The sequence below is a fragment of the Cupriavidus sp. HY129 genome, from assembly GCF_059492215.1.
This window is the reverse complement of sequence record NZ_CP083255.1, coordinates 2,475,695-2,501,756: the sequence shown is the minus strand read 5'-3', so window position 1 is coordinate 2,501,756 and position 26,062 is coordinate 2,475,695. Positions and strand designations below refer to the sequence as shown.

Below are 26,062 nucleotides of genomic sequence, written 5' to 3'. Positions count from 1 at the left end.
AGGAGGGGACAGCGATGATCGATGGTGTCAAAGCAATCCGGCCATGACGGGAAATCACCGAGGGCATCAAGATATTGCTTGTCCCGGGGTACCAGTCCGAAGAGGTTCGGCGTGCAGGCGTCGCGAACGCCGACATCGCCCGAGGTGCTACTTCGTCGATATCAGAGAAACCCACTGGCCAGGTCTAAGACCGCGTGAATTGACTGCCGCCAGAGCAATTGCCATGACCGCGCCGGAATTGCGTCCTTGCCAGGCTCGATCCGTGCGGTTGTCTGCGGTGAGAGGAGTTAGGCGAGTAGCCTTTCCCTGTGCGATGAAACGGACTTATGTGCTGAATCTACGAACCAGTTCCGCAGTTCGATAGTTGAAATGCTTCCTTGTGTGCCATCTGGTGGATTCCTAAGATTGCCCAGTTTGCAATTGCTTGGAGTGGTACATGAGTTCGGTCTTCGAGGCCTCCTACGTCAACGTAGGTCGACGTTCGCTGTTGCGGGGAATCGGCGCTGTGGCGGCAGGTGTTTCAGGCGTGCTGCCCGGTTTGTCGCTGGCGCAACAGCGCGAACAGGCGACGCTAGCCACAGGCAGTGCTGGCTACACGTGGGCCCTGACAGCGGTGGCCGAGAGCGCTGGCTACTGGAAGAAGCGCAATGTGGACCTGCGCGTCCAGGATTTCACGACGGGCCGTGACGCCATGCAGGCTTTGCTGGGTGGCTCGGCGAACTTTTCGACGACGACGGATACGCCACTGGTATTTGCCGTGCTGCAGGGCCTCAAGCCGGCGGTACTCGCGAACTTCAGCCGCTACTCGTATGACATGAAAATCGTCGCCAGCGAGCGCAGTGGGATTGATCCCAGAAACCCCTCAAGTCTCAAGGGAAAGAGGATTGGTACCCCAGCTGGCACGTCGGGCCAGTACGCGCTGGCCAAGTATCTGGAGTTCGCCAAACTGGCACCAGGCGACATCACGCAGATCAATATCGCGCCTTCGGACCTGGTAGGCGCGCTGGTACGCGGTGATATCGACGCCTTCTCCTGGACGGCACTGGCTGGCAGTGCAGCACAGCGTCAGAGTGGCGGGAAGGTGGTGTTTCTCACCCAGAATGGCTACGAGAAGTACTTCCGTAGCCATCAGTTGTTGCTGGTCAATCAGGCCACGCTCAGCAGTCGAAAGGCCCTGCTGTCCGATGCAGTCAATGCCTTGCTCGATGCGGAGAACCATATCCACACCAACGCAGCCTGGCCGGACCAGGTGTCGAGCCGCGTTCGCAGCACGCCAGAAGAGATCCGCCAGTTCACCTCTACGTTCGAGTTCAAGGTGGAGTTCAACAAAAGCTTCGTCGAAGATCTGGTCAGCCAGGCCCAATGGGCCATCGACAACAAGCTTGCCCCTCGTCCCAAGGGCGACTTGCGGGAGCTGTTTTGCAGCGTGATCCACGACGAGACGTTGAAGTCCATCAACCCGAGCCGTGTCAGTCTGGGGTGATCGTGTATGGGTGAGCTTATTCAGTTCCAGCGCGTCTCGCAGTTCTTTGCGGTACGCGATTCCACGCCGACACAGGCGTTGAACGAAGTATCGCTGGACGTTCGCGCCGGAGAGTTCGTTTGCCTGATCGGCCCGTCAGGCTGTGGCAAGACCACGCTGATGCATCTGCTGGCAGGTTTTGTGAAGCCGACCGCTGGCGCGGTGCGCTTTCGCGGTGAGCCAGTGAGGGGGCCGGGCCCTGAGCGCGGCGTCGTGTTCCAGGAGTACGCGCTGTTTCCCTGGATGACCGCGCGCCAGAACGTGGAGTTCGGCTTGCGTGCGTTGAAGGTGGATGCCGGGGAGCGCAAGCGGCGTGCACTGCAGGCGTTGGAGCGGGTACATCTGTCCCATGCGGCGGATCGCTATCCCAATGAACTGTCTGGTGGCATGCGCCAGCGTATTGCCGTGGCGCGCTCTCTGGTCGTGGAGCCTCAGGTGCTGCTGATGGACGAGCCATTTGCCGCAGTGGACGCGATGACGCGGGCGTCGCTGCAGAATGATTTGCTGCGTCTTTGGCAGGAGACCGGCGTGTCGGTGCTGTTCGTTACCCACAACATCGATGAAGCCATCTTCCTCGCGCAGCGAGTGGTGGTCATGGCCGCGCACCCTGGAAGCGTCAGGGCGGATATTGCCATCGAGTTGCCGTACCCGCGCCAGCGCGGTTCGCTGGAGTTCGCGCAGCACTATGCCGAAATCGAGTCGGCGCTGGCGGAAGGTTACGAAAGGCGTGCAGGATGAGTTTCCCGAGTATTGCGCAACCCGAACTGGGCGCGGAAGGCAGGCGTCAAGGTGGCACGGCAGCCACAGTCGCCGACACGGCGTCGCTGGCCGAGCGGTTCCAGCAGGATTCCGAACGACAGGAGCGAAGCCGGCGTCGCGGACGCATCGCGCTGAATCTGCTGGGCGTGGCCTTGTTTCTCCTGGCATGGGAGGCGATTCCGCATGTGTTCGAGTGGATCAATCCCGCGCTGTTTCCGCCGCCGTCCAAGGTCCTGGAGGCCGCTATCCCCTTGATTCGGTCAGGTGAACTCTTCGGGCACATCGGCATGAGCTTGTTGCGTGCCATATCAGGCTTTGTCATCGCTCTGGTGCTGGGCATTTCCGTGGGTGTGCTGACCGCACGCATTCCCTTGCTGCAGTATGTGAGTGAACCAGTGCTGCATGGCTTTCGCTCAGTGCCGTCGCTGGCCGTCGTCCCGCTGGCAGTGCTGTGGTTCGGCATAGGCGAGGCACCCAAGGTTGCGCTGATTGCCTGGGGAGCGTTCTTCCCGATCTGGATTACCACCTTCATCGGCGTGCGCGACACCAACGTGGTGTACCTTCGTTCGGCGGCTTCCTTGGGGGCGGGGCGGTTGCAGCAGCTGTTCCTCGTAGTACTGCCGGCGGCTTTGCCATTTATTCTGGCCGGCGTCCGTCAGGCGCTTGCGGTGTCGCTGGTCGTGCTGGTCGCCGCGGAACTCTCCGGGTCGACACAGGGCATTGCCTACATGATGTCGCTGGGACATCAGCTTTTCCAGGTGGAGATCATGTTCATCGGACTGGTGCTGCTGGGCGTGTTCGGTTTCCTGGCGGATCGCTTGTTCCTTCTGGTGACGCGCAAGCTGTTCCCGTGGTATCACACGGTCAGCTAGGACATGGGAGCGACACGAGGTCTGCTCGTCCTGCATAACGCGCAGATCCATACATTCGACGCGCGGCACCCGCGCGCCCACGCAATCGCGTTGCGCAACGGTAACGTGGTGGCGCTGGATGACGCTGCCGTGGCGCTCGCGCAGCAGGCCGAAGCCGTACGCGACTTGCAAGGTGCGTGTGTCATTCCGGGCTTCAACGATACCCACGCGCACATGGAGCGAGAAGGGCTGAAGGCGCTTCGCCCTTCGCTTGCACAGGCCCGCAGCGTGGCGGACGTGTTGAACGTCGTTCGCGAGCGGGCGCGATTGATGCCGAAAGGGCAGTACATCGTCACCATGCCGGTGGGTACGCCGCCTTACTACTTCGGCGGGCCCGCACAGTTGCGGGAGGCGCGCATGCCCACTCGCGAGGAGCTCGACGCAGCCGCGCCGGATCACCCGGTCTACATTCCGGCGCACTTCGGCAACTGGGGCAAGCCGCCGGGACGCGCGGCACTCAACAGTCTGGCGCTGCGGAGGAACGGACTCACGCCTGCCAGTCAGTCACGCTGCGCCGGCGTGGAGATCGGGCTGGACGCACAGGGGCAACTGAACGGTGAGATCGTCGAACACAATAATCGCCCGACGATTGAGTTTGACTTGCTTCCGGATGTGCCCCGATTCGGCTTTGCCGAGCGGATTCAAGGGCTACGTATCTCACAGCGCCTTTATCATGCGCAGGGCGTCACCAGCATCTACGAAGGCCATGGTTCGGCGCCCGAGACAATCTCCGTGTATCGCCGGTTGTGGGAGGAGGGGGAGCTGACCATGCGCACCAGCCTGGTGGTGAGCCCAACGTGGGACAACCTGACTGAGGCGGCACGTGCGATGCGGGATTGGCTGGCAGTGGCCCGTGGGCGAGGTCTTGGTGACCCGTGGTTGCGCGTGAGCGGCGTCCATCTGGCCTATGGAGGTGACGCCGCCGTGGCCTGTTGCGCGCGGCAGGACTTGCCGAACACCGGATGGTCGGGCTTCGTCGAGCAGGCCGTGACGCCGGCAGACTATCGGGCCCTGTGTTTCCTCGCGGCCGAGCATGATTTGCGAGTCAACACCATTGTGGGCGATCGTCTGCATGAGATCGTTCCGGTGCTTCGCGAAGTGGACGCAAGATTTCCGCTGAACGGGCGCCGATGGGTGATGCAGCATATTGCCCGTGCGCGTCGCGAAGACTTGCTGGCGCTGAAGTCGCTCGGCATTCTGGCCACCACTATTCCGACGTATTGCCTCTGGAAAGGTGGCAGCGCCTATCTCGACGAGACTGACGGTGGAAACGCCGTAGTGCCACATGCTACGTTCGAGGAGCTGGGGCTACCGTACTCCCTTGCGACCGACAACATCCCCTATCAGCCGTTTTTCACTCTCTGGGTGGCGGCACGCAGGCAGGAGCGCGTCAGTGGCCGTACCATCGGGCCCGGGCAGGCGCTGTCTCTGCAACAGGGCCTGGCTGCGTTCACGGTGGCAGGTGCGCGGCTGACGTTCGACGAAGACTGGAAGGGGCCGCTCTATCCCGGCTACGCGGCCGATCTGGCAGTGCTGTCGGATGACCCGTTTTCGCAGGAGCCCGAAGAATGGAAGGCATTGCACAGCACGCTCACCATCGTGGGAGGCCGGGTGGTGCATGAAGCCGAAGCGGCTTGAGTGAAGCCAGGGAACGGGACTGGCCCTTGCCAGTCCCTGGTCCGGCGACAGGGTAGCAGTCGCAGACTGCGAGCGACTCCCTCGCTCAGCGGGCACCCGGCATACTGAGGAGCTGATATGAGTCGTCTACGCCCCGCTTCTCCGGAAATCCGCGATTCCAGCCAATGTTCTTGCGGTAGCTCCCCAGCAGTTCCTCGCGCACCAGCGATTGCTCGCTCACGCCGGTCGAAGCCTCGGCGTTGGGAGAGACGAACATGGCATCCTCCGGGCACCAGGCCTCGCACATGAAGCAGGTCTGGCAGTCGGCCTGTCGGGCAATGGTCGGTGCGGCCTGAGGCACGGCATCGAACACGTTGACCGGGCAGACGCGGACGCAGATGTTGCAGCCAGTGCAGCGGCTTTCGCTAATGAGTTCGATCATGCGGCAATACCTTCCTGCTCGGCCCTGGCTTGCGCCGATCGCGGACCACCTTGAGTGTCATAGGCCAACGGACGGGCCCAGACCTGGTCCAATCCTCCGCTGACGATATGGTGGTGCTGCGTGGGATCCAGCTGCAAGTGGTCGTAACGCTTGTGCATGCCGCGTGATTCCTTGCGAGCGAGGGCGCTTGCGTACATCCAGCGCGCAGTGGCAAGCATGGCCGCTGCCTCGCGCGCGGCAAGCATCTGCTCCACCGCCGCAGGCGCGGACTCGCGCACGCCGAGCCACGCGTCATCCAGACGACCGAGCGAAGGTGCAAGTACGTCGGCGTGGCGAAAGTAGTTGCGGTCGAATGGGAATACTTCGTCTTGCACGGATCGGGTGAGCGCGGCAGGATTGATGGTCTGGCGGCCGGCACCAGAAATGGCCGCGACTCCGGCGCCCCGCGTCGCGCGCTGGTTGGTGCCGCGCTGGAGTGCAAACCTCGCCGCCCCTTGGCCGGCCCATGAGCCAGAGGAAATCGCCCAGGCTGCATTGTGGCTGCCGCCTCCGGTAAATCCGCCGCAGATGGGCTCGCGTGTGGCGGCATCTCCGGCGGCATACAGGCCGGACACGCTGGTGGCGCAGTCTTCGCTGGTGATACGCAACCCGCCGGTTCCGCGTACCGTGCCTTCGAGTCGCAGCGTGACGGAAAAGCGTTGCGTGAAAGGATCGATGCCCTGACGGTCGAACGGCAGGAAGAAGTTGGGCTGCGAGGCGCGCATGGCCAGGCGTGTCGCCTCATCGGCCTTGTCCAGCCGGGCGTAGACCTTCTGCCGATTTAGCTCGCGCGCGATCACGCTGCGCCCCCCTTTGGATGCGGCGCCGGGAATCACCTCGCCAGCTTCATCGGTGAAAGAGGCCCAGTTGTAGAACATGGTCTTGGTAACCGAGCCGCTCTCGGGCGCGATGGCATAGGCATTGGAGAACTCCATGCCAGACATGTCGGCACCCACTTCCGCACTCATCAGCAATCCGTCACCAGTGAGGACATTGCAGCCGAGCGCACGACTCAGGAACGCGCAGCCACCGGTGGCGATGACGACCGCTTTGGACCTGACTCGCCATTGTGAGCCGTTCTGGCGGTGAACACCGCGCGCGCCAGCCACGCTGCCATCGTCAGCCTGCAGCAGTTCCAGCGCGGGGCTTTGGTCCAGAATCTTCACGCCCGCCTGCACCACGCGTTTGCGCATCAGCCGCATATACTCGGGCCCCTGCAATGACACGCGCTGTGAGCGGCCCGTCGCATCGACGGGGAACGGATACCCGTGATCGGCCAACTCATTCATGCCATGCCACGTGCGGTCCAGGACGCGTTCCATCCAGCGATAGTCCGCCAGCCGACCACCCATGTCGTAGCGGCTGTCCATGGCGGTCTCGCGTTTGCCTTCGTCCGGCGAGATGTACCACACCGTGGTTCCTGCCGCCGCCGTCGCGCCGGAAGAGCCGCAGTATCCCTTCTCCGCCAGCACGACGTTTGTGGCGCCGTTGCGTACGGCCTCCAGCGCAGCCCACGTACCTGCGGGACCGCCGCCTATCACCAGGACATCTGCTTCCAACTCGGTATCTGCGGATGACGAGGATTTCGTGCGCCCGACCTGATTCATTTGTCACTCCAAGGTTTCATGCAGCAACCAGCAATGCTAGGCAACACATCCCGACATGGGAATGAAGCTTTTGGCATTAGTTAGTGCGCAAACTGGCGCACGACGTCTGTCCGACGTTGCCTACCAGCGCGGATGGACCGGGTCGAAGACTGAGGTGCGCCAGAAGCGCCTGGCGATCTCGGCATAGCCACGGTAGTAGAAGCCGCCATTGCCGTGTAGTACTGCGGCGCGATGCGCGCGGAAATAACGGGGGATGTGATACCAGGGCAGAGTGGGAAACAGGTGATGCACGTAGTGGAGGTTGTTGTAGAGGTAAAGCAGACCACCAATGCTGTTGGATTCCACGATAGCCGTGCGTTCCACTGGACGTTCGCCCCAGCGATGCTCGGTGAACGTCCGGAGCTGACCGAGCATCATGCCCGGATAGACGAAGTACAGCAGGTACTCCCACCAGCGCATGCCGGCCAGCGCCAGCGCGAAGTACAGCACGGGCGTCGCGGACAACGCATGTATCGCCCAGATCTTCAGACGACCGAGATTGCCTGCCATCAGGCACCGATACTCATTGCGCGCGAGCCGTATCAGACGCAGGAAGGGGCCGCAAATCAAACGCACCGGCAGGATCTGATTGGCGCGATAGATCGCGCGCCATGTGGCGCTCATTGCCTGCCATTGAGTGGAGCTGTGGTACGCGGTTTCCGTGTCTTTCTGGGGATGGGTGAGATGGGCGTTGACGTGGTGCGTGCTGTGTCCCTTGTTGTAGAACGGATACGGCAACCAGAGGTTGATGGGTGGCCAGACTACGGCAGTACGCAACCAGATCGGCAGGTGCCGCATGGCGTGAATGGATTCGTGCTGCAGGGAAAAATGGAGCTGCGCGACATAGCCGCCCGCCAGGAACAGCAGCGGCCCGGGGATGCTTGCGTGCCACCAGACCAGCGCGGCCCACGCGGCATAAAGTACAGCGGCCAGTGCAATGGTGGGAAGTTCATAGCGATCCCAGGCATGCGACGAGCGTTCCGGCGCGGGTGGCCGCGTCGAGTGGGCCGGCGATGTGCTGGAGTCGGTCGCCGGCACTCGGGCCTTTCCTGTCGGCGCGCTTTCGATGGTCTTGGTGGCTGGGCCAGTGCTCGCGGGCGTGACAAGGGACATGATGGGCAAGTTCGTATCACGCCAACGCTCACCATGTAACGGACGAGGGCAGGGCGCGGTCGGTGTCTGGAGAAATAGTTGCCATCGTAGGAGGCTTGGCCGCGCCGTCGCAACGAAGATTCGGATATGTGAATACACGAATTTCTTCGTTCCCTTGGGTATTCGCTTCGGCATCCAATAGATGTCTGTTTGCATCACGTCTAGCGAAAATTCCAATGAAGCACTCACATCAGCAGCGCAGAAGAATCGGGTTTAACGGGGTCATATTCGGCATGCTGGTGTGCCTTGCAACGTGGTTGCCAGGGGCGGATGCCGCGCCCACGGATGCCTATCCCAGCAAGCCGATTCGGATGATCGTGCCGTATCCCGCAGGCGGCATTGCCGACAAGGTGGCCCGCGATGCGTCCGATGAGCTAGGCAAGCGCCTGTCGCAGACGATCGTGGTGGAGAATCGCCCGGGCGCGGCAGGCAATATCGGCTTTGAGTGGGTGGCACGACAACCCGCGGACGGCTACACGCTGTTGCTGGCACCCGCTTCCAACCTGACGGTACAGCCGGCGTTGTTCAAGCATCTGTCCTACGATCTGGATCGCGACTTCACCCCGGTTTCCCTGCTGGTGCTAACCCCGCAGGTGCTGGTGGTGAACCCGAACTTTCCGGTGAACTCGGTGCGGGAACTGATCGACTACTCGCGTGCGCACCCGAATAAGGTCAATTTCGGGGCAAGCATCGGCTCCTATGCGCATCTGGCGGGCGAGAAGCTCAAGACAGAGACTGGCGCGAACTTCACCTCCATTCCGTATCAAGGTTCCGTGCCGGCTCTCAACGATCTGATGGGCGGACAGATCCAGTTCATGTTCACGGAGATGGCCACTGCGCTGCCCTATATCCAGGGCGGCAAGCTGAAACCCCTGGCAGTCGCCTACAAGAGCCGCGTGTCATGGTTGCCCAACGTGCCGACACTGAAGGAGCTTGGCTTGCAGAACTTCGAAGTGACGTCCTGGTACGCCATCGTTGCCCGCAGTGGAACGCCCCCGCAGATCATCCAGCAGCTGTCGCGCGAACTGAACAACATCGTTCAAGCGCCTGGGTTCAAGAAGCGCTACACCGATATCGGGGCAACAACGGTAGGCGGTCGTCCGGAGGAGCTCGGCAGATTCGCGCGGCAGGAAGCCGTCCAGTGGATTGAAGAGGTCAAGCGCGTGGGCATCGAGCCAAACTGAGTTGGATGTCTTGCTGCATCTATCGCACTGAGATAAGCAACGATATCCAAGGGAGTTGTTTCGATGGCAAGCATTTCGCCGCCACGTCTGAAGGCGTGGCTTGAGGAGGGAAGCGAGCTGGCGTTGCTCGACGTCTCCGAAGGGCGCTATTTCGCGGCGGGTCACATCATCGCGTCGCGGCACCTGCCGTTGTCGCTGCTGGAGCTCGAAGCGCCGCAGATCCTGACGCGGCGGGACGTACCTGTCGTCCTGGCCAGCGCGGATCCGCGCGCAGGCGCGGCGTCCGAACAGGTTGCGCGCGCTGCGGCTGTCCTGCGGCGGTTGGGCTACCGGGAGATCCATGAACTCGAAGGTGGGCTTTCCGCATGGGCGGCGAGTGGCGGCGTCCTGATCGATGGCTACAACGCCTTGGTCAAGGCGTTCGGCGAGGAAGTCCGCAAGTACTACAGCGTGGATGAACTGTCGCCAGAGGCGTTGGCCAGGCGCCTGGATCAGGGGCAGCCGACAACCGTGGTGGACGTACGCACGCTGGCTGAGCATCAATTCAGCACGTTGCCAGGCGCGCTGAACTATCCCGGCACGGAATGGCCGCTGCGAGATTTGCCGCAGCGCGAACCGGATCACTTGTGGGCAGTGCACTGCTTCAGTCGGACGCGCGGCGTGATTGGCGCGGCGACGACGCGCGTGGTACATGGCCAGCATGTGCCGGTGGCATGGGTGGGGGATGGTGTCATGGCTTGGGTCGTTCAGGGCGAAGACGACGTGCGACAGGCACCAGAGCCGGACGACGTGCTGCCTCCCCTGATTGAGGCGGACGCCGTGGCGCGCGCGAATGCGCTGATCGAGCGATACGCCTTGCCCGTGGCGGATACCGCCACCGTACAGCGGTGGCGTGGTGAGGCCACGCGGAACGTGCAGTGCTTCGATCTGCGGCCTGGCGCCAAGTCACGACCCGGTGTAGTGGCGGTGTCTGGCGGCCAGTTGCTGATGCACTTCGAGAACCTGGTGGCGGTACGCAACGCCAGCGTGGTGCTGGTCGACGAGCCGCATCGTCTGCGATCGGCAATTACCGCGTTCTGGCTGCTGCAGTTGGGCGAGGCGCAGGTCTACATCCTCGATGCGCGACCCGACCACGACTTCGCGAACTTCGAAGCGTTGCACGAGCCGCCAGCGCAGTTTCCGGCGACTTCGGCGCAACCTCAGCCAGTTAGCGCCGCACAGCTCTCGCACCATATCGCGCACGCCGGCGCACGTGTCGTGGACGTGGGGCCGAGCATCGACTACCTGCGCGGGCATGTTCCCGGCGCTTCCTATGCGACCGCTTCGGAGCATCGTGCGCTTGGCGCGGCATTGGCCGATGCGGTGGCCAACGGGCAGCGGTTGGTGCTGACATCGCCCGACGGCAGGCAGGCCTTGCTCGCCGCGCGAGATTTGCTGGATGCCGCGCGCAATGTCTATGGCGGCGCCACGGCGGAGAACGCGCTGCAATGGCTGCAAGGGGGAACGGATGCCTGGCGTGCCGCCGGCCAGACACTTGAAACGGGGGCGGAAGATGATCGGTTGCTCACGCCTTTCCTGGATGACTGGGGTTCCATCATGCGCGTGCCCGAGTCCCAGCGCATTCCCGCATGGGAGCACTACCTCCACTGGGAGCGCAATCTCGCGCCGCGCGTGACGCAAGATCCCGCCGTGCGGTTTCGGTTCTTTGACTAGAGCGGAAACGGGCCAAGGCAGAATGGGTGGGCCGCTTCCAGGCACCGGAGATTGGAGTTCGTACTTGCCATCGGCGTGAAGCTGAGAATGACATCGGCTTCACGCATTTCCTCCATGGCGGCGATTACCGCGCCGCCCGCGTTATGGACGACCACGTCGACGTCGGAATGCCGCGCCGCGGCGACCAATGACGCCCAAATGCGTAAAACGAAATCCTGATGAGTACTTGAGGCCGTAACCCAACATTCGGTCGAATCCGATATGCGCAGTCCAGATAAGACCCGTTGCCAACCATGCTGGAGCATTGAAATAAATGCCAGTTCCAAGAAGAAGCAGCGGAAACGAGTACGAGTGAGCGACGTTGTAGATCAAGTGTCCGTGTTTTGAATTTAGCAAGTAAACGATCATTGATACATCCGGAACGAGGAATAACAGAAAGAAGAATTTCCATCCAATTCCAAGCTTTCCGTAAGCGAGTATCGACAGTATCAGTACGCATAGACCCTCGATCTGGAGGGTCAACTTAACCGCGCCATTGGCGGAGGGTTTGTTCATGTCAATGTTGATGATTCTTCCTACTGCGCCTGTAACTGCGCGAGCACGTCTTCATCACACGTGCCATTCATGAGCCGCCGAGGAATGGTTCGACTGTTTGCGGCGTTCACGGGTGTACTCCCACTGCGACGTCGATCTCCTGAGTCGCGGCATCGAGAAAATCCAGAACGCTGCTGACAACCTGCTCGCGATCGTTATCGACACAGATCATGTGATAACTGTTTTCGAGCACAACCACGCGCGCATCGGGCGCCGTGCGCGCAATGAAATCGGCGGATCTCAGACTGGTCAGGTCGTCCTCCCGTGCGTGCACGACGAGCGTTGCACAAGCGAGGCGCGGCAAGCTTCGTATGACTTTGCGGCGCAGCCGGTCCAATTCGCGGATCCCGGCGAGCGGCACCCATCTATAGTGGAAGTGGTTGCCGCGCGCGAACTTCGTCTTCATGATGTTGCGCAGGCGGGAGTTCTTGATGCCGAATGGTTCGCTCTCTTCGATCTTCATCTTCGTACGCAGAAGCGGCAGGCGATAGGCAAGGTGACGCGCGGCGCGCCACCATGGGGTGCTCCATCCGTCGATATAGATAGGCGGAGAAAGCATGATGAGACGGCCTTTCTCATGTCGCTCCAGCGCACACAAGGTTGCCGCCAGGAGCGAGCCCATGGATATGCCTATCACGTGCACGACCTCGTGCTGATCGATGACTTCGCGGTATTTGGCCGTTACTGCGTCGAGCCAATCCTCGGCGCGCACTGAAGACAGCGCGTCTGGCGTGGTGCCGTGACCCGGTAGGGTGAGCGAATAGGTTTCGATGCCGCAGCGTTTCAGTTGCCGATGCATCAAGCCGAAATCGTGTTGGGTGCCGCCCAGGCCGTGAATCAGCAAGGCGCCGACGCGTGCCGTCATCGCTTATCGCTCCGCTGACGGCTGGCGCCGCCGGACCGCAGCGACGAAGGCAGCACGAAAATTGCGACCGACCATCTAAAGGTCTCGATACATAGCGCCATCACGTAATCACCGAAAACATGGGATCTCGAAAGGAACTTACGTCTTGCATCCCTCGACACAACAATCAGGCACTTCCATTGAAACGGAAGTCTTCCGATCCATCGCGATAGCAACAGCATCAGGGATCGACGACCGCACCGCAGGCGTCGGTCGGCAGAGCGGCGAAGTGACCGACGAGAGGCACTGCCTTCAGGCCAGCCGAAACGATGCGACACGGAGCAGCCGCTACCCCGCACCCACTTAGCGCAACGCATGCGGTACCAAGCGCGAGCCATCTGATCCAATGCGAGCACCGAACTTTTTCACGTCTGTTCAACTCATGTTGTTGATTCATGTTTGCCTTTCTGTTTCCGTGCGTCGGCTCGATTGCCGCGCGTGATGAGCGCCTGGTCATACCGGGCTAATAGTCGGCCGTCGCACTGCAAGCGCGTGATACCCCAAGCGAGCCTGCGAGTACACAAGGCGAAGATGGAGAGCCAGACTCTTTGAAAGAGCTCGCGCCCGAAGGAACGAGAGCGATATGACACGCTGGTCAGTACCGATAGGTGATGGACGTCAGCCCGAACCAATTGGCTTGTTTTTGTACGATCGGACTGTTTCTCGATGAACCGATCAGGCGTTCCATGCCAACGGTTGTGTTCAACGACCAGCGCGGCGAGAACATATGGGTCCATGCAACGGACATCGTTGCCTGGTCGAAGCCGCCCTTGGCCGAGTACGGCTGGAAGCGACTTCTTGCCGCTTGCGCGGCGGTCACGCCGAAGAACGCCTGTGTGTATCGGCCACTGCCCGCATGCAGGGTTCCGGTTACGCTGATGTTGTCGTTCCCGGCATGTACGATCGGCATCGTCAGATCGACGTGACCGCTGATGCCTCGTGTCGTATGCGTGACCGGCTGATCGAGCGTCACGCTGAATGTCGAACTGCCGAACAAGCGCACGCCCGTCTGCACCGACACGAGCAGTGACCCAGGGATGTTGCCCATCCCCTTCAGATAGTCCGAGCCTGGCCCATTGAAGCGGTTCTCGTCGGTACGGCCCATGGCATAGCCAAGGGCTGCCGATACGAACAGGCCGTTGGAAAACTGCTTGCGATACCCTGCGCCGTCGGCAGAACTGATGAATAAGCCATTGCCAAATTGCGCTGCGAGTACGGGCCCAACCACCGGTCTATAGTCGCGGCTGCCTTCATATCTTGGCGCCACGCCGGTGGCAAGCGAGAAGAGATAGAGATTTTCTGCATGAGCGACCGAGACACAGCACATGGCAAGAACCGGGGCCCAGCAACAAAGAAGAGGATTGCGCACAGTTACGTCTTTTCGGGAAAGAAGTGCCGAAGTCTAGATACGGCCTGTGCGCATGTCTGTCTTGAAAGTCCGGGCAATTGTGCGCAATTGTGTTCAAGTTTGCGCGAGTGTTCAGCACGCACTTTGCGCACATCGGTTCAGATAAAATTCGCCGATTAGCGGGGAGAAAACGATGAACGAGATACCGCTCAAGCAGACGGTCGTACTGGTCGAGGATGACAACCGTCTTGCTGAGCTGATCGCCGAATACCTCGGCGGCTACGAATTCACGGTGACGATTGTTCGGCGTGGTGACCTTGCCGTCGCCGCGGTCCGTGAACGCGACCCGGCTCTCGTGATTCTTGATCTGATGTTGCCGCACATGGACGGCATGGAAGTGTGCAGGCGAATCCGCAGCTTTTCGCGTGTACCGGTCCTGATCCTGACCGCGCGGGTTGACGTGTTCGACCAGATTGCCGGCCTTGAGATAGGTGCGGACGATTACGTGGTCAAGCCAATCGAGCCGCGCGTACTGGTTGCGCGAGCCCGGGCGCTGCTGCGGCGTGCGACACGCGAAAGCGCGGTTGCGGCGGATGCAGGCGAAACGCTTGTGTTCGGCGAACTGTCGATCTCGCCGCCCAACCGTACTGTCACCTGGCGTGGCCAGGTCGTAGACCTCAAGACCGCTGAGTACAACCTGCTGCTGATCCTCGCGCGTGCTGCCGGGACCGTGTTGAGCCGAGACGACATCCTGAAACAGTTACGGGGCATCGAGTTCGATGGAATCGATCGCACAGTCGATTCCGGTATCTCGCGGCTGCGCCGTCGTTTCGAGGATGCATCGCAGGAGCCACAGAAGATCAAGACAATCTGGGGGCGCGGGTACCTGTTCAGCCCATCTGCCTGGGAGGAATGACGTGCTTCGTTCTCTGGTCAAGCTGTATCTGTTTGTGCTGCTGGGCGGTGGCGTTGCCATCACGCTGGTCAATCATTCGTTCCCTCAACTGTTTCACGGTCGCGTCACCGAGAACGTGCGCGACAGCGAGAGAACCTATGCCTTTGTGCTGGCGGACTATCTGCAGCGTCATTCCGGTGCCGAGCGCGAAGCTGCGATTGCGACACTGCTGGCACATGGCAGCGAAGGCTTCAGCGTCATGACGATGCGTGACGTCATCCCATTGGTGGGTGAGGCACAACTGGCGGACCTGCGCGCCGGCAAGCTGGTGCTTAGCCGCAATACCAAGGATTACTATCTGCCTCTTCCCGACGGCACGATCATCCACGCCCACCCCGACGATGCCGTGAACCTTAGCATCCAGGTCTTCGCTTACGCGGTGATCGCTTTCGCGACCCTGATGTCTGTTCTGCTTTGGGTCCACTACCATTGGCGTGACCTGCGCAAACTTGAGGCTGCTGCACGTGCCTTTGGCGCGGGAAGTCTCTCCACGCGTGCAAGGCTGTCGAGGAAATCGAATATCTACGCACTGTCGCAACAGTTCAATGAAATGGCCCGGCGGATCGAAGCATCGATCCAGCATCAGCGCGACATGATGCATGGCATTTCGCACGAACTGAAAACGCCTCTCGCGCGGCTCGAATTCGGCCTCGCGCTGCTGCAGTCTCCGGACGCTGGCGAGCGAAAGCGGCAACAGGCGCTGCGGGCAGACGTGCGCGAGCTTGACGAGCTTGTCACTGAACTGCTGACGTTGAGTAGCCTCGAGCAGGGCGAGCGGCACTTGGCGCTGGTCAAGGTTTCAGTCAGCGAGCTACTCGACAGCGTTGCCGCGAGCGTCTCGCACGACGTTGCCGACCACACGCTTACGCTCGCCGTGACTGTGGCCGGTGCCCCTACGTATCATGTCTGCGATCCAAAACTGGTGGCGCGGGCACTACTGAATCTGATTCGCAACAGCACGCGCTACGCGCACCGCTCAATCTCGCTGCGTGCATCATCAGGCGCCGGTGGTTCTCTGGTGTTGACGGTCGAGGACGATGGCCCTGGCATTCCTGCTGCGGATCGTGTGCGTGTCTTCGAACCGTTTCACCGGCTGGACTCGAGCCGCGACCGCCATACGGGCGGTTTTGGCCTCGGGCTTGCGATCGTGCGCCGCGTGGCGCTCATTCATGGTGGCGATGTGCGCCTCGACAGCGGGTCATGGGGTGGAGCACGCTTCATGATGACATTGCCGCCCATGCCGGATGAAGCCACGGTCGCGTAACGCTAGACAAGAGCCTGCGGATGTTCGGTTTGTAGTGATATGTGCTGAATGCTGCGCAGAAATACTTCGGTCATCATTCTTTGATTAGGGTTTTCACCTAGCGCTTTACTCGGCGTGCGTTACAATCCGCGCTTTCGTATCGCTCGGCATGTGGAATCGCTTCCGACTCGCCGTGCACTGACAAGACAGCGCCCCCCCCAGTCTGAATCAACGTTGGCAAGGTCCGGCTTGGTCAGTCTGTCGACGCTGCACGCATATTTGAAGTGACTCCCATGACTCAAACGGACAACAAGACCGTGGCTGGCCGCGGCGGCAAGCCTTTCACCCGTCGTAAATTCCTTGCAGCCGCCGTCGGTGCCGCAGCCGCATGGGGCGGATACTCGTACTTTTTCGGCAGCCAGTACCGAGCCGCGAAGGCGGATCGCAAGGTCGATGTGCTGCTGATTGGCGGCGGCATCATGAGTGCGACGCTCGGCGTCTATCTGAAGGAGTTGGAGCCGAACTGGACGTGTGAGGTTTTCGAGCGTCTGGATAAAGTCGCGGAAGAAAGCTCGAACGGCTGGAACAACGCCGGTACCGGACACTCGGCGCTTTGCGAGCTGAACTACACGCCGATGGATGATAAGGGCAACGTCCATATCACCCAGGCCATCAACATCAACGAGAATTTCCAGATTTCCCGCCAGTTCTGGGCGCATCAGGTGCGCAAGGGTGTTCTGGGCAATCCGCGTGAGTTCATCAACTCGACGCCGCACATGAATCTTGTCTTCGGACAGGAGAATCGGGAGTTCATTCGCAAGCGCGTCGAGGCACTCAAGGCTTCGCCTCTGTTCGCCGGCATGGAAATGACGACCGAACCGGCAAAGATTGCCGAGTGGATTCCGGTCATGATGGAAGGCCGCAAGCCCGATGAGGTGGTCACCGCCACGCGTTCGCCGCTGGGCACGGACGTGAATCTGGGCGAAATCACGCGTCAGTTCTACAAGCACCTGTCCGGCAATTCGGGAGTGAAAGTCACCACCGGGTATGAAGTGCGTTCGATTACACGGAATGAGGACGGCACCTGGCGCGTGTCCGCGTTCGACACGAAGGACGGCTCCCAGATCCAGACGGTGGATGCGCGAAACGTGTTCATTGGCGCGGGTGGCGCTGCATTGCCGCTGCTCCAACTGTCCGGCATTCCCGAGGCGAAGCAGTATGGTGGTTTCCCGGTTGGCGGCGAGTTCCTGGTCACTGACAAGCCTGAGATCGCGTCGCGCCATCTGGCAAAGGTCTACGGTCTTGCGGATACCGGTTCGCCTCCGATGTCGGTGCCGCACCTGGATACCCGCGTGCTCGATGGCAAGAAGGTGATCCTTTTCGGGCCGTTTGCCACGTGGTCCAGCAAGTTCCTCAAGAACGGTTCGTATTTCGACCTGGCCAAGGCGACGACGCCGTCGAACGTCATTCCTCAGTTGCAAGTCGGCGCTCACGAATTTGCGCTCGTGAAGTATCTTGCGCAGCAATTGGCGCTGTCCCGCGAAGAAAAGATGGCGGCGCTGCGTCGCTACATGCCCGAGGCGAAGGACGAGGACTGGCGTCTGTGGGAAGCCGGACAACGCGTGCAGATCATCAAGAACGATCCGGAGAAGGGCGGCGTACTGAAGCTTGGCACGGAGGTCGTGGTGTCGGGCGACCGTTCAGTATCTGCGCTGTTGGGCGCTTCGCCGGGTGGCTCGACGTCGCCAGCGATCATGTTGTCGTTGCTCGAGCGCGTTTTCCCCGAGCAGATGAAAACGGCGGCCTGGCAGCAAAAGATTCATGAGATCGTGCCCAGCTACGGAAAAAAGCTCAACGAAAACCCGCAGCTTCTGGCAAAGGAATGGGCGACCACGGCAGAAACGCTGCAACTGGCCATTGCTCCGCCAAGCCTGGACGGCGTTGTCCCGGCCACCGCCCCAATGGCGAACCCGGGTGTGGTGAAGAAGGTGCCCGATATGGCCCTGTAAGGCCTGCGCTGCGCGCTGGGGCAGCACCCGGCGCGCGCGTCTGCTTTGCCTCCGCCGCTGGTGTCGAACCGAAGAGGTACTTGAACTCTCGGCTGAATTGCGCAGGACTCGTGTTGCCCACGGCGTGGCCGGCTGCGTCTGCGCTCAGGCCTTGGCGGGCCAACAAGAGGCAGGCCTGATGCAGGCGCGTCGACTTGACGCACCATGGGGCAATCGCTCGCTCTTGCTGCGCGACCCGACGGGAATCTCGTCAGTATTTTTTCTCGCCCCAAGTGTTGAGGAAACCAGACGTCATGGCTGGTCGCCGCGTCGTTGTTCTTTCGTTCGCGAGAGGCTGCTTCGGAATCCACCCAAAAAAAGGGCCCTCCACGCGGGAGGGCCAGTACTGCCCAGTGTTTCGCTGGCAGCGTCTGCCTTGGTAGAGTGGCGATTCAGTCCAGGGAGATCCTGGCGTGCTCGATCACCTCACCCCAACGTTTCCCTTCCTTTTCCATGAGTCGGGTCATGTCCGCACTGGAACCGGGGTACGGTCGTGCGCCTTGCTCTGCCAACTGCGAAATAAATCGCTTGTCTTTGGTCACGACCAGCAAGGTGTCTTGCAGCTTCCTGATCACCTCCGGTTTGGTACCGGCAGGCGCCATCAAGCCGTACCACGACTCGACAACTGCATCCTTTACACCGGCTTCCGCAAAGGTCGGCACGTCGGGAATGGCGGGGTCACGCTTTTCGCTGGCGACTGCCAGCAGGCGAACCTTTCCAGCCCTTGCATAAGGCAGCACGTTGGGCAGGTTCGCGAAGATGAGCTGTACCTGCCCCGAGAGCAAATCGACACCGGCCGGGCCAGCGCCCTTGTACGGCACATGTACGAAATTGGCTCCGGTTCTGGACATGAAAAGCTCACCAATCAGTTGATTGATCGAGCCGATTCCAGCGGACGCCATGTTCAACTTGCCGGGATTAGCCTTCGAGTAGCCAACCAGCTCCGAGACGTTCTTCGCGGGAGCATTGCTGGATACGGCCAGAACATTCGAAACGGTTGCGAACAACGCAACGGGAACCAGCTTCTTGGGATCGTACGGTAGCCGTTTGGTAAGCAGAGGCTGAACGGCCTGCCCCATCGAGCCCAGCAGCAACGTATATCCATCCGGGGTGGCCTTGGCGACAAATCCGGCGCCAATCGCGCCGCCCGCACCGGCCTTGTTGTCGACGACAACTGGCTGACCTAGCTGTTCCCCCATGTGCTCGGCAACCAGCCGCCCCATCATGTTCACCGTACCACCTGCCGCAAAGGGCACCACCAGCATGATTGGCTTCGAGGGATAGGTCTCTGCGCGCACACCCAGGGAGAGTGTCGCGAGGGACATAAACAAGGCAAAGGACTTCGACTTCAACATAACCTGCGTCTCCTTCGGTATTTTTTTCGTAGGCGTCACGCTTGTTCTCAGGCAACCAGCTTGCTCACGGCTTCATTGAGTGCCAGTTGCGATCGACTCAGTCGGCCGCGCGCCTCGTTGACCCATTGGCGATTCGCAGCGCGTTCCTGCGCCGCGCGCTCAAGCAGTCGCGCAACCTGCTGCGGCCCGACGCTGCCTTCCGTTATCCGGGTTTCGACAAAGCGAACCGGATCGAGCGCGTCACGTACCGCCGCATCACCCAGATTCAGCGCGATACCCACCGTTTCGAGAGCTGCCTCATCGAGACGGCTGCTGGTCAACTGATCGGGACGCAGTCCTTGCGCCACGCAGTTGCGCACCGCACGGGCGACGATGTGGTGCACCTGGCGGAAGGACAGACGTCGTTCACGCACGATGACGTCCGCCAGATTGCTCGCGGTGCACCAGCTTCCCTTGAGCGATTCGGCCATGTGGTCCTGATGCACGATCAGCGTTTCCATGACGCCAGTGAACAGATCGAGCATGCTTTCTGTCGTTGCCAAGGCCTCGTCGATATGTGCGACGGTACGCATGGCCTGGTCGCCGGTCCCTTCCGCGCGGAACGTGGCCAGCGCCGCGCTCAGCCACGTCACGGCAGGACCGGCGGCCTTCCTGATGGTTTCCAGCGCGACCGGGTTCTTCTTCTGCGGGAAGATGCTGCTCGTACCACAGTAGCTGTCATCGGATTCAACCAATCCGAACTCGGTACTGGACCAGATATGCAGGTCGGTAGCCAGATCGTTCAAATCGGCCATGATGAACGACAGTGCGCAGATGGCATCCGCGGCATCGAAAGCTTCGCGGCCAAGCTTCGAGTTCTCGATTTTGCCGTCGAATCCGAGCAGCTCCGTGGTTCGCTCGCGATCAAGCGGCCATGACGTGCCGGCAAGACCCACAGTTCCCAGTGGATTGCGGTTGACGCGTCCGTACGCTTGAGCCAGACGCTCGAAGCTGTCATGCAATCGGGAGCTGAAGCTGAGCAGATAGTGTCCGAACACCCATGGCTGGGCCTGCTGCATATGTGTGTAGCCGGGCATGATCGTGTGCGCGTGTCGGCGCGCTTGTTCGGCAATCGCCTCCTGGAACACGTTCAACTGGTCCATCACATCCAGCATGCGGTTGCGCTTGTACAGGCGGCGTACCGTGGCGCCCTGATCGATGCGACTGCGGCCGGTGTGCATCTGGCCGCCCACATCCTCGCCGATGGCGCCGAAGAGATACGACTCGATCTGCAGCAGAAAGCTGCCCTTGCGCACATCCACGGGAAACGCGGAGGGCTGCATTCTCCGAATGATCAGCAACTGCTCCAGGATGGCCCGACCGGTCTCCGCCGAAAGAATGCCCTGTTCCACCAGCATGGTCGTATGGGCAAGATCAACGGCGACGAACTCGTGAAACTGCCTGCGTTCGCGCTCGAGTCCTGGCAGTGCGTAGTGCTTCGTCAACCGGGAGGCAGGAGGCGAACTCAGGCGAGCCTCGGCGAGTAGTGTTTCGTGGGGAGTCGATGTCATGGTAACAAGCGAGGCAATCGGCGCCTGGCGATGCGGACGGCGCTTCTTTACCCAGCAATAAAGCGGTTCAGACAGGGGCCTCGCCCGGCGCGCTGCTAGCAGATCGCGCCGGGCGAACGATCGGAATGAACCTTTGCCGAATGACCGCGGTGCGGTCACTTCTGCTAGTCCGATTCCATGACTCGATGATGAATTTTTGGTCCGCGAGGCACAACTACAGACACGGTTGGACGCGCATAAGGAAATCTTTTGCTTATGCGCGGTTTTAGTGCGGTTCGCCGCGAATCAGGACGAGGCGACGCTTGCCTTGAATTGTTCTTTGACCAGCTTGATAAAGTCTTCCACAACCTTCGATCGCGGCTGATGGGAGGGCAGAACCATGGAGAATTGGAACTGTACGGCCGGCGACAAAGGACGCCAGACCACACCTGGATCTCGCACTCTGCGCGCGGTGAAGGGATCAACGACAGTCAATCCAAGTCCGCCTGCGACCAGGCTGCATGCCACGTGACCGAGCGATGTGACGACCGAGCGCTTGCAGGTCACGCCAGCAGCGTCGAGTTCCATCTCCAGTCGCATCCGTACCGGGCTATTGCGATTCAGCGAGATAAGCGCCTCATCCTGCAGGTCGGTAATCTTCAATGACCTCTTGCGGGCCAAAGCATGGCCACGCGGGAGTACGCAGACCGCCGCGACGCTTGGTAGCGGGAGAATATCGACCCCGGGGTACTCATCGCCGGACATCTGAACGAATCCGATATCGATCTGGTGCGCTGCGGCGAGCTCCATGACGCCTAGAGAATTCCTGACGTCCAGCGAGATCGCCAACTCGGGGCGGGAGAGTGAGAACTGCCTGACGCATTCGCTGAGCAGGCTCAATCCCAGCGTATGCATGGACGCAACACGCAGGGTACCGATGCGAGCGGATTTCAGATCGAGCGCCACACGCTCGATCTGCTCCATACCCTGGTAGAACCGGTCCACCTCGCGGAACAGCCGCTGGGCTTCGGCGCCCGGAATCAGGCGATTGCCTTCACGCCGGAACAGACGGATTTCAAGTCTCTTTTCGAGGTCCCTGATAAGCGCACTCACCGCGGGCTGGCTGATCTTCAGCCGTTCGGCGGCCACGGTCATACTGCCGGACACCATGACACTACGGAACGCTTCGAGTTGGCGGGGATTCAGTTGCATAGGTAGCTAAGGCGAAGGCCGATGCCATGACTTTTGGGGGCGAGCCTACAACGTAGCACGCTGCCGCGCCCATAAATTTCTCTTATGCGCGTCCAACCGTGGCTGGGGTTGTTCGTCATGAGGGACCAGCGTCAGAATTTTGTCATGGGATTCCAAAGTCCCATCGAGCCATAACAACAATGAATTCACGGCGCGTATGCCGCCCTTCTTTGGGACGGAGCCGTCCCCATTTACGAGGAGACCATTGAATGAAATGCAAGTACCTTGCTATTGCGGTGGCAATGCTGACTGCGAGCAGTGTCCAGGCGCAATCGAGCGTTACCCTGTATGGCGTTGTTGATGCCGGTATCGAGTACCTGAACCATGCTGTTGCATCGACGGGAACCGTTGCACCGGGTGCCAAGGGTTATAGCCTGGTGGCCTTGCAATCAGGCAACCAGTCCGGATCACGCTGGGGGCTGCGTGGCATCGAGGACCTGGGTGGCGGCCTGAAGAGCCTCTTTGTTCTGGAAAGCGGATTCTCCATCGACACCGGCACGAGCACCCAAAGCGGTCGCCTGTTCGGACGCGGTGCCTACGTCGGACTCGAGAATCAATGGGGCAGGCTGACGTTGGGCCGCCACACGGTGCCGTTCTATGACTTTGCGGTGACGTACGATCCGATGGCGATTTCGAGCCGCTACTCCATCGGCGCGCAGGATCCCTTCATGGGAGCGGCGCGTGCCGACAACTCTGTCAAGTACATGGGCACCTTTGGCGGCCTGAGCGTGACGGGACTGTATAGCTTCAACTACAACAACCAGGAAGTTCCGGGCAACTTCACGAACGGCCGCGAGTACTCTCTCGGCGCGAACTATTCTGGCGGCTCGTTCTCGATTGGGGCGGTCTACGATCAGATCAACCAATCGGCCGCCACGGCATTGCAAACAAATAGCCTGACGCAACGGGCAGCGGTGGCCGGTACGTACGCCTATGGCAACGCCAAAGTTTATGCCGGCTACCGTTATGCACACGCGTTCAACGGTGCCAGCCTGCCTGGGTCCACAGTGGCTAACACTGCGTCGAACCTGGCCTGGGCAGGTGTTGGCTATCAGGTGACACCTGCGCTCTCATTCACTGGCTCGGCCTATTACCAGAACCTTCGCAACTCCCGATCCGGCAACCCATGGCAGTTTGTCATGGTGGCCGACTACGCGCTGTCGAAACGTACCGACCTATATACGGTAGCGTCGTATGTGCTTAACAAGGGCAAATCGAGCCTGGGCGTGAATGGCTTCAACAGCCAACTGGGCACGACGAGCGAGGCCGTACAACCTGGCGCCAATCAATTCGGGGCTGTAGTCGGTGTTCGACACAAGTTCTGAGCCGACCGGTACGGCGACCTGCCTCTCAAGCGGTGCCACATGCCCGTGCTATATATTTGTCCTTTCGACAGCATGGCGAGGTAGGTCCGCATGGCAAAGAAATCGATTCGGGTACCGTGTTCCGTGCATTGCCTGTGTGGCGCCGTCAATATCAAGCTGAATGGCCAACCTCAGGCAAGGGCTAATTGCCACTGTCGGTCGTGCCAGGATTTCTACGGGACTTCAATGTTGTCGGCGACTGCGTGGCTAGCTGAACAAGTCACCGTCGCCAGTGGTAGCGTGTCGAGCTTTTCGCACCCGTCAAAAGACTTGTCGCGAACATTCTGCTCCGGTTGCGGTGAGACGGTGTTTGGCACGAACCGGCTCGGCATGCGCGTCCTTCCCAATACCATTTTCGCCCGAGCCGCTGGCGGTGAAGTGCCCGAGGAAATGCGACCAACGATGCATCTTTTTTACCGGCATCGGATTATCGACATACAGGACGAGTTGCCGAAGTACCTCGACGGATGGGACGGCCCGACTTACCAAGCTTAGTTATGCGTCGAACCTCGACGTGTCTTCGGAACTCAGCGCCGAGTGTGAGCGATTTGCGACACGTTTGCGAGAGACCGCAATGGTCGGCTATCGACGGTCCGGCCTAAGATAGATCCCAGTGCACTGCCTCAGTACTCGTCGATGTGGACTATCGGTCGACCTGCACCGCGAGCGATCCGGCTTTCACGACGGCTGCGCCAGTGGCAGCACAGCGCGGCCACACAGTACACGTGCACTCGCACTACGTTCATTCGAGGAACACGTACTCCGCGAGATAGGGGCTACGCCCTTCCTCGCCCTCGTGCACGCAGGCTTGCGCGGGGGCCGCGCCGCCGTGCGTGGCAAGCCGCTGCACATAGTGCACCGTGCTCAGGAGGCCCGGACCGCCCGCATTGGTGGAAGAGAGGAGCAGCATTGGAATCGCCGCGCTGTCGTCGGGATTGGCGGCGTGCTGCAGCAGCTTGCCAGTGATCCGGCTGCCGTCCAGCGCTTCCCACGACGGTCCAGCGCCGTGCCTGACGACGAGCCGGCCGGAGGCGTCGTAGAGATCGGCTTGTGGCGCCAGAAAGGTCCATGTCAGTTGATTGGCGGCGTCGCGCCTGCAGACGTAGATCTGCACGCCCGATGCCTCGAGCGAGGCCACCGCGTGAGTCATGCCGGCGGGCTGCAGCACGCCCGGCACCGGCGACTGGGCCAGGGCCAACGAAAGCGCCACGCTACCGGCCAGCGCCGTCGCGATCGCAAAGGCGCGTCGCGTTGCCAGGCGGACGCCACGGCTGCCTCTACGAATCGATTGGTCCATGCGTGTTGTCCTCGATGAATGTCTCAGCGTGCCAGCCGATCATACCGGGAAACCGCGGTGAGACGCGGGCGCCGCCGTGCACGTCACTTCGGTTCGTGCACAACGGGGCGCGTGCGTAATCCACAACATCGGTCGATCAGGTGTGCAACTTCAAGCTACTGACGCATTCGACCCTTCTCTGTCATTGGCCAATGGTTGGATGAGGGGCAGAGTCCCACCACGAAGCGTCATCCATGTAAGGATCGGGCAATCTGCGCGAGCGTGTCACCTTTGCGCCACCGCTCCCACATCAGTGCCTTTTTGTGTCTCGGTGTAGTAGATCCGCCGTCTTTGTTTCATTTGCAGCACCCCTCAGGCTCGCAAAGCCTTAAGTGTGTTGCATTGACCGGTTGAATCCGCGGCCGGCAAGCGCCCGATTGCCCAGACGGTCGGAGAACCCCGGGGCGACAGGCGGTAGCCAGCCCATTTGAGACGATCGCCGCTAGGCCGCTATCAGGCTGAAGGTTGCGCGAGAACGGCCACTCAAGCCGAGGGAAGCTGATTCAGCGAGCGTTCCTGAAATATGGCTTGCGATCTTAGTTCGCGACTGCGACTGAAGCTTGGGGTTGTGCCGGACGCAATCGCTGACGGTCAATCGTGATGTTTGCCGTTTTTTTTGTGCTTGTGATGGTGCTTGTCGTGGCCACTCTCGCTGGAATGTGAATTGTTGCGGGAGATGTTGCCGCCCAGTGCGGCACCAGCGCCGCCGCCCACTGCGGCACCGACGAGCGAGCCGGTCGTTCCACCCATCGCATTACCGGCCGCAGCGCCAGCACCGCCGCCAACGGCGCCTCCAATCACGGCGCCCGTGCGCTCACGACTATTTGACGTCGCGGCGCCGCCAGCAGCGCCACCCACGGCGCCACCGATAACGGTGCCCGTGCTGCCGCCAATTGCGTTTCCGACGGCCGCGCCGGCAACGCCGCCCAGCGCACCGCCCGCCGCATTTTTCATGTCGCTAGCCGTGGCGGAGACCGACGCAGCAGCGACAGCGGCAGCAATTGCCATTCGGGTTGCAATCTTCTTGTGCATTGATTTGTCCTTGTTTTTGAATGAGTTCGAACAAGCATAACATGGGATGTAATCTGCACATTTGCGTAATTTTGCTTATAAAAGGCTAACGCCTGTTATTGCCGATCATCATCTGTTT

At 60.8% G+C, this 26,062-nt stretch carries 23 protein-coding genes and 1 pseudogene; 11 read left to right on the top strand and 13 right to left on the bottom strand.

The annotated features are described in order from the left end of the window. The first annotated feature begins 436 nt into the window (after positions 1–436). The 4 genes from K6G35_RS27530 to K6G35_RS27515 are packed head-to-tail and all read left to right on the top strand — an operon-like array spanning position 437 to position 4,830. Positions 437–1,483 carry an ABC transporter substrate-binding protein gene (locus K6G35_RS27530; protein WP_035883311.1) on the top strand — a complete coding sequence of 349 codons (1,047 nt, stop codon included), beginning with the start codon at positions 437–439 and terminating at the stop codon, positions 1,481–1,483. 6 nt (positions 1,484–1,489) lie between these two features. Continuing rightward, positions 1,490–2,260, top strand: coding sequence for an ABC transporter ATP-binding protein (locus tag K6G35_RS27525; protein WP_008652377.1), 771 nt, complete (start codon positions 1,490–1,492; stop codon positions 2,258–2,260). Further along, positions 2,257–3,153: an ABC transporter permease gene (locus K6G35_RS27520; RefSeq protein ID WP_495676679.1), complete on the top strand. Its 897-nt coding sequence runs from the start codon at positions 2,257–2,259 to the stop codon at positions 3,151–3,153. The genes K6G35_RS27525 and K6G35_RS27520 overlap by 4 nt, the downstream gene beginning before the upstream one ends. 3 nt (positions 3,154–3,156) lie before the next feature. Further along, a complete protein-coding gene (locus K6G35_RS27515; RefSeq protein ID WP_286962546.1) occupies positions 3,157–4,830 on the top strand; it encodes an amidohydrolase in 1,674 nt (557 codons plus the stop codon). Between the two features lie 85 nt (positions 4,831–4,915). On the opposite strand, the gene K6G35_RS27510 is transcribed toward K6G35_RS27515, so the two are convergent. The 3 genes from K6G35_RS27510 to K6G35_RS27500 all read right to left on the bottom strand — a co-directional run bounded on the left by K6G35_RS27510 (position 4,916) and on the right by K6G35_RS27500 (position 8,049). Further along, entirely contained in the window at positions 4,916–5,251 is a 336-nt protein-coding gene (locus tag K6G35_RS27510) for a 4Fe-4S dicluster domain-containing protein (protein WP_008652374.1), read from the bottom strand. Continuing rightward, on the bottom strand, positions 5,248–6,897 hold the full coding sequence (locus K6G35_RS27505; protein WP_495676678.1) for an FAD-dependent oxidoreductase: 1,650 nt from the start codon (positions 6,895–6,897) through the stop codon (positions 5,248–5,250). Before K6G35_RS27505 ends, K6G35_RS27510 begins: the two co-directional genes overlap by 4 nt. A 120-nt stretch (positions 6,898–7,017) precedes the next feature. Next, on the bottom strand, positions 7,018–8,049 hold the full coding sequence (locus tag K6G35_RS27500; protein ID WP_495676677.1) for a fatty acid desaturase: 1,032 nt from the start codon (positions 8,047–8,049) through the stop codon (positions 7,018–7,020). 272 nt (positions 8,050–8,321) lie between these two features. Between K6G35_RS27500 and K6G35_RS27495 the strand changes: the two genes are divergently transcribed. After that, positions 8,322–9,272, top strand: a complete 951-nt coding sequence (locus tag K6G35_RS27495) for a Bug family tripartite tricarboxylate transporter substrate binding protein (RefSeq protein ID WP_008652370.1) — start codon at positions 8,322–8,324, stop codon at positions 9,270–9,272. 63 nt (positions 9,273–9,335) lie between these two features. Then, positions 9,336–10,985, top strand: a complete 1,650-nt coding sequence (locus K6G35_RS27490) for a rhodanese-like domain-containing protein (RefSeq protein ID WP_495676676.1) — start codon at positions 9,336–9,338, stop codon at positions 10,983–10,985. A gap of 141 nt (positions 10,986–11,126) precedes the next feature. On the opposite strand, the gene K6G35_RS27485 is transcribed toward K6G35_RS27490, so the two are convergent. From K6G35_RS27485 to K6G35_RS27470, 4 genes are all read right to left on the bottom strand, one after another. Then, positions 11,127–11,540, bottom strand: coding sequence for a DUF4260 domain-containing protein (locus K6G35_RS27485; RefSeq protein WP_495676675.1), 414 nt, complete (start codon positions 11,538–11,540; stop codon positions 11,127–11,129). A gap of 106 nt (positions 11,541–11,646) precedes the next feature. Further along, entirely contained in the window at positions 11,647–12,444 is a 798-nt protein-coding gene (locus K6G35_RS27480) for an alpha/beta hydrolase (protein ID WP_495676674.1), read from the bottom strand. A gap of 220 nt (positions 12,445–12,664) precedes the next feature. Then, entirely contained in the window at positions 12,665–12,826 is a 162-nt protein-coding gene (locus tag K6G35_RS27475; RefSeq protein ID WP_337360697.1) for a DUF6726 family protein, read from the bottom strand. A gap of 252 nt (positions 12,827–13,078) precedes the next feature. Beyond that, entirely contained in the window at positions 13,079–13,810 is a 732-nt protein-coding gene (locus tag K6G35_RS27470; RefSeq protein ID WP_495677142.1) for a MipA/OmpV family protein, read from the bottom strand. 214 nt (positions 13,811–14,024) lie between these two features. Here K6G35_RS27470 and K6G35_RS27465 point away from each other — a divergent pair, with 214 nt between their 5' ends. The 3 genes from K6G35_RS27465 (at position 14,025) to mqo (ending at position 18,038) form a co-directional block, all read left to right on the top strand. Continuing rightward, a complete protein-coding gene (locus K6G35_RS27465) occupies positions 14,025–14,747 on the top strand; it encodes a response regulator (RefSeq protein WP_008652362.1) in 723 nt (240 codons plus the stop codon). Between the two features lies 1 nt (position 14,748). After that, positions 14,749–16,050, top strand: coding sequence for an ATP-binding protein (locus K6G35_RS27460; protein ID WP_495676673.1), 1,302 nt, complete (start codon positions 14,749–14,751; stop codon positions 16,048–16,050). Positions 16,051–16,322: 272 nt separating this feature from the next. Then, complete coding sequence (mqo, locus tag K6G35_RS27455) at positions 16,323–18,038, top strand: malate dehydrogenase (quinone) (protein ID WP_495676672.1); 1,716 nt, start codon at positions 16,323–16,325, stop codon at positions 18,036–18,038. A gap of 16 nt (positions 18,039–18,054) precedes the next feature. Here the strand turns inward: mqo and K6G35_RS27450 are convergent. From K6G35_RS27450 to K6G35_RS27435, 4 genes and pseudogenes are all read right to left on the bottom strand, one after another. After that, a pseudogene (locus K6G35_RS27450) lies at positions 18,055–18,237 on the bottom strand (helix-turn-helix domain-containing protein); the annotation flags it as partial. Positions 18,238–18,469: 232 nt separating this feature from the next. Beyond that, positions 18,470–19,432 (bottom strand): Bug family tripartite tricarboxylate transporter substrate binding protein, encoded by a 963-nt coding sequence (locus tag K6G35_RS27445; RefSeq protein WP_495676671.1) that lies wholly within the window; start codon positions 19,430–19,432, stop codon positions 18,470–18,472. Between the two features lie 47 nt (positions 19,433–19,479). Further along, complete coding sequence (gene argH / locus K6G35_RS27440; RefSeq protein ID WP_495676670.1) at positions 19,480–20,982, bottom strand: argininosuccinate lyase; 1,503 nt, start codon at positions 20,980–20,982, stop codon at positions 19,480–19,482. Between the two features lie 285 nt (positions 20,983–21,267). Then, on the bottom strand, positions 21,268–22,173 hold the full coding sequence (locus tag K6G35_RS27435; protein ID WP_495676669.1) for a LysR substrate-binding domain-containing protein: 906 nt from the start codon (positions 22,171–22,173) through the stop codon (positions 21,268–21,270). A 248-nt stretch (positions 22,174–22,421) separates the two neighbouring features. Between K6G35_RS27435 and K6G35_RS27430 the strand changes: the two genes are divergently transcribed. After that, complete coding sequence (locus K6G35_RS27430) at positions 22,422–23,537, top strand: porin (protein WP_008652355.1); 1,116 nt, start codon at positions 22,422–22,424, stop codon at positions 23,535–23,537. 90 nt (positions 23,538–23,627) lie between these two features. Then, positions 23,628–24,071 carry a GFA family protein gene (locus K6G35_RS27425; RefSeq protein WP_495676668.1) on the top strand — a complete coding sequence of 148 codons (444 nt, stop codon included), beginning with the start codon at positions 23,628–23,630 and terminating at the stop codon, positions 24,069–24,071. Between the two features lie 247 nt (positions 24,072–24,318). Here K6G35_RS27425 and K6G35_RS27420 read toward each other — a convergent pair whose 3' ends face one another. Continuing rightward, positions 24,319–24,873 carry a DUF3455 domain-containing protein gene (locus K6G35_RS27420; protein ID WP_051705425.1) on the bottom strand — a complete coding sequence of 185 codons (555 nt, stop codon included), beginning with the start codon at positions 24,871–24,873 and terminating at the stop codon, positions 24,319–24,321. A 630-nt stretch (positions 24,874–25,503) separates the two neighbouring features. Further along, a complete protein-coding gene (locus K6G35_RS27415; protein WP_495676667.1) occupies positions 25,504–25,944 on the bottom strand; it encodes a YMGG-like glycine zipper-containing protein in 441 nt (146 codons plus the stop codon). Positions 25,945–26,062: the final 118 nt, after the last annotated feature.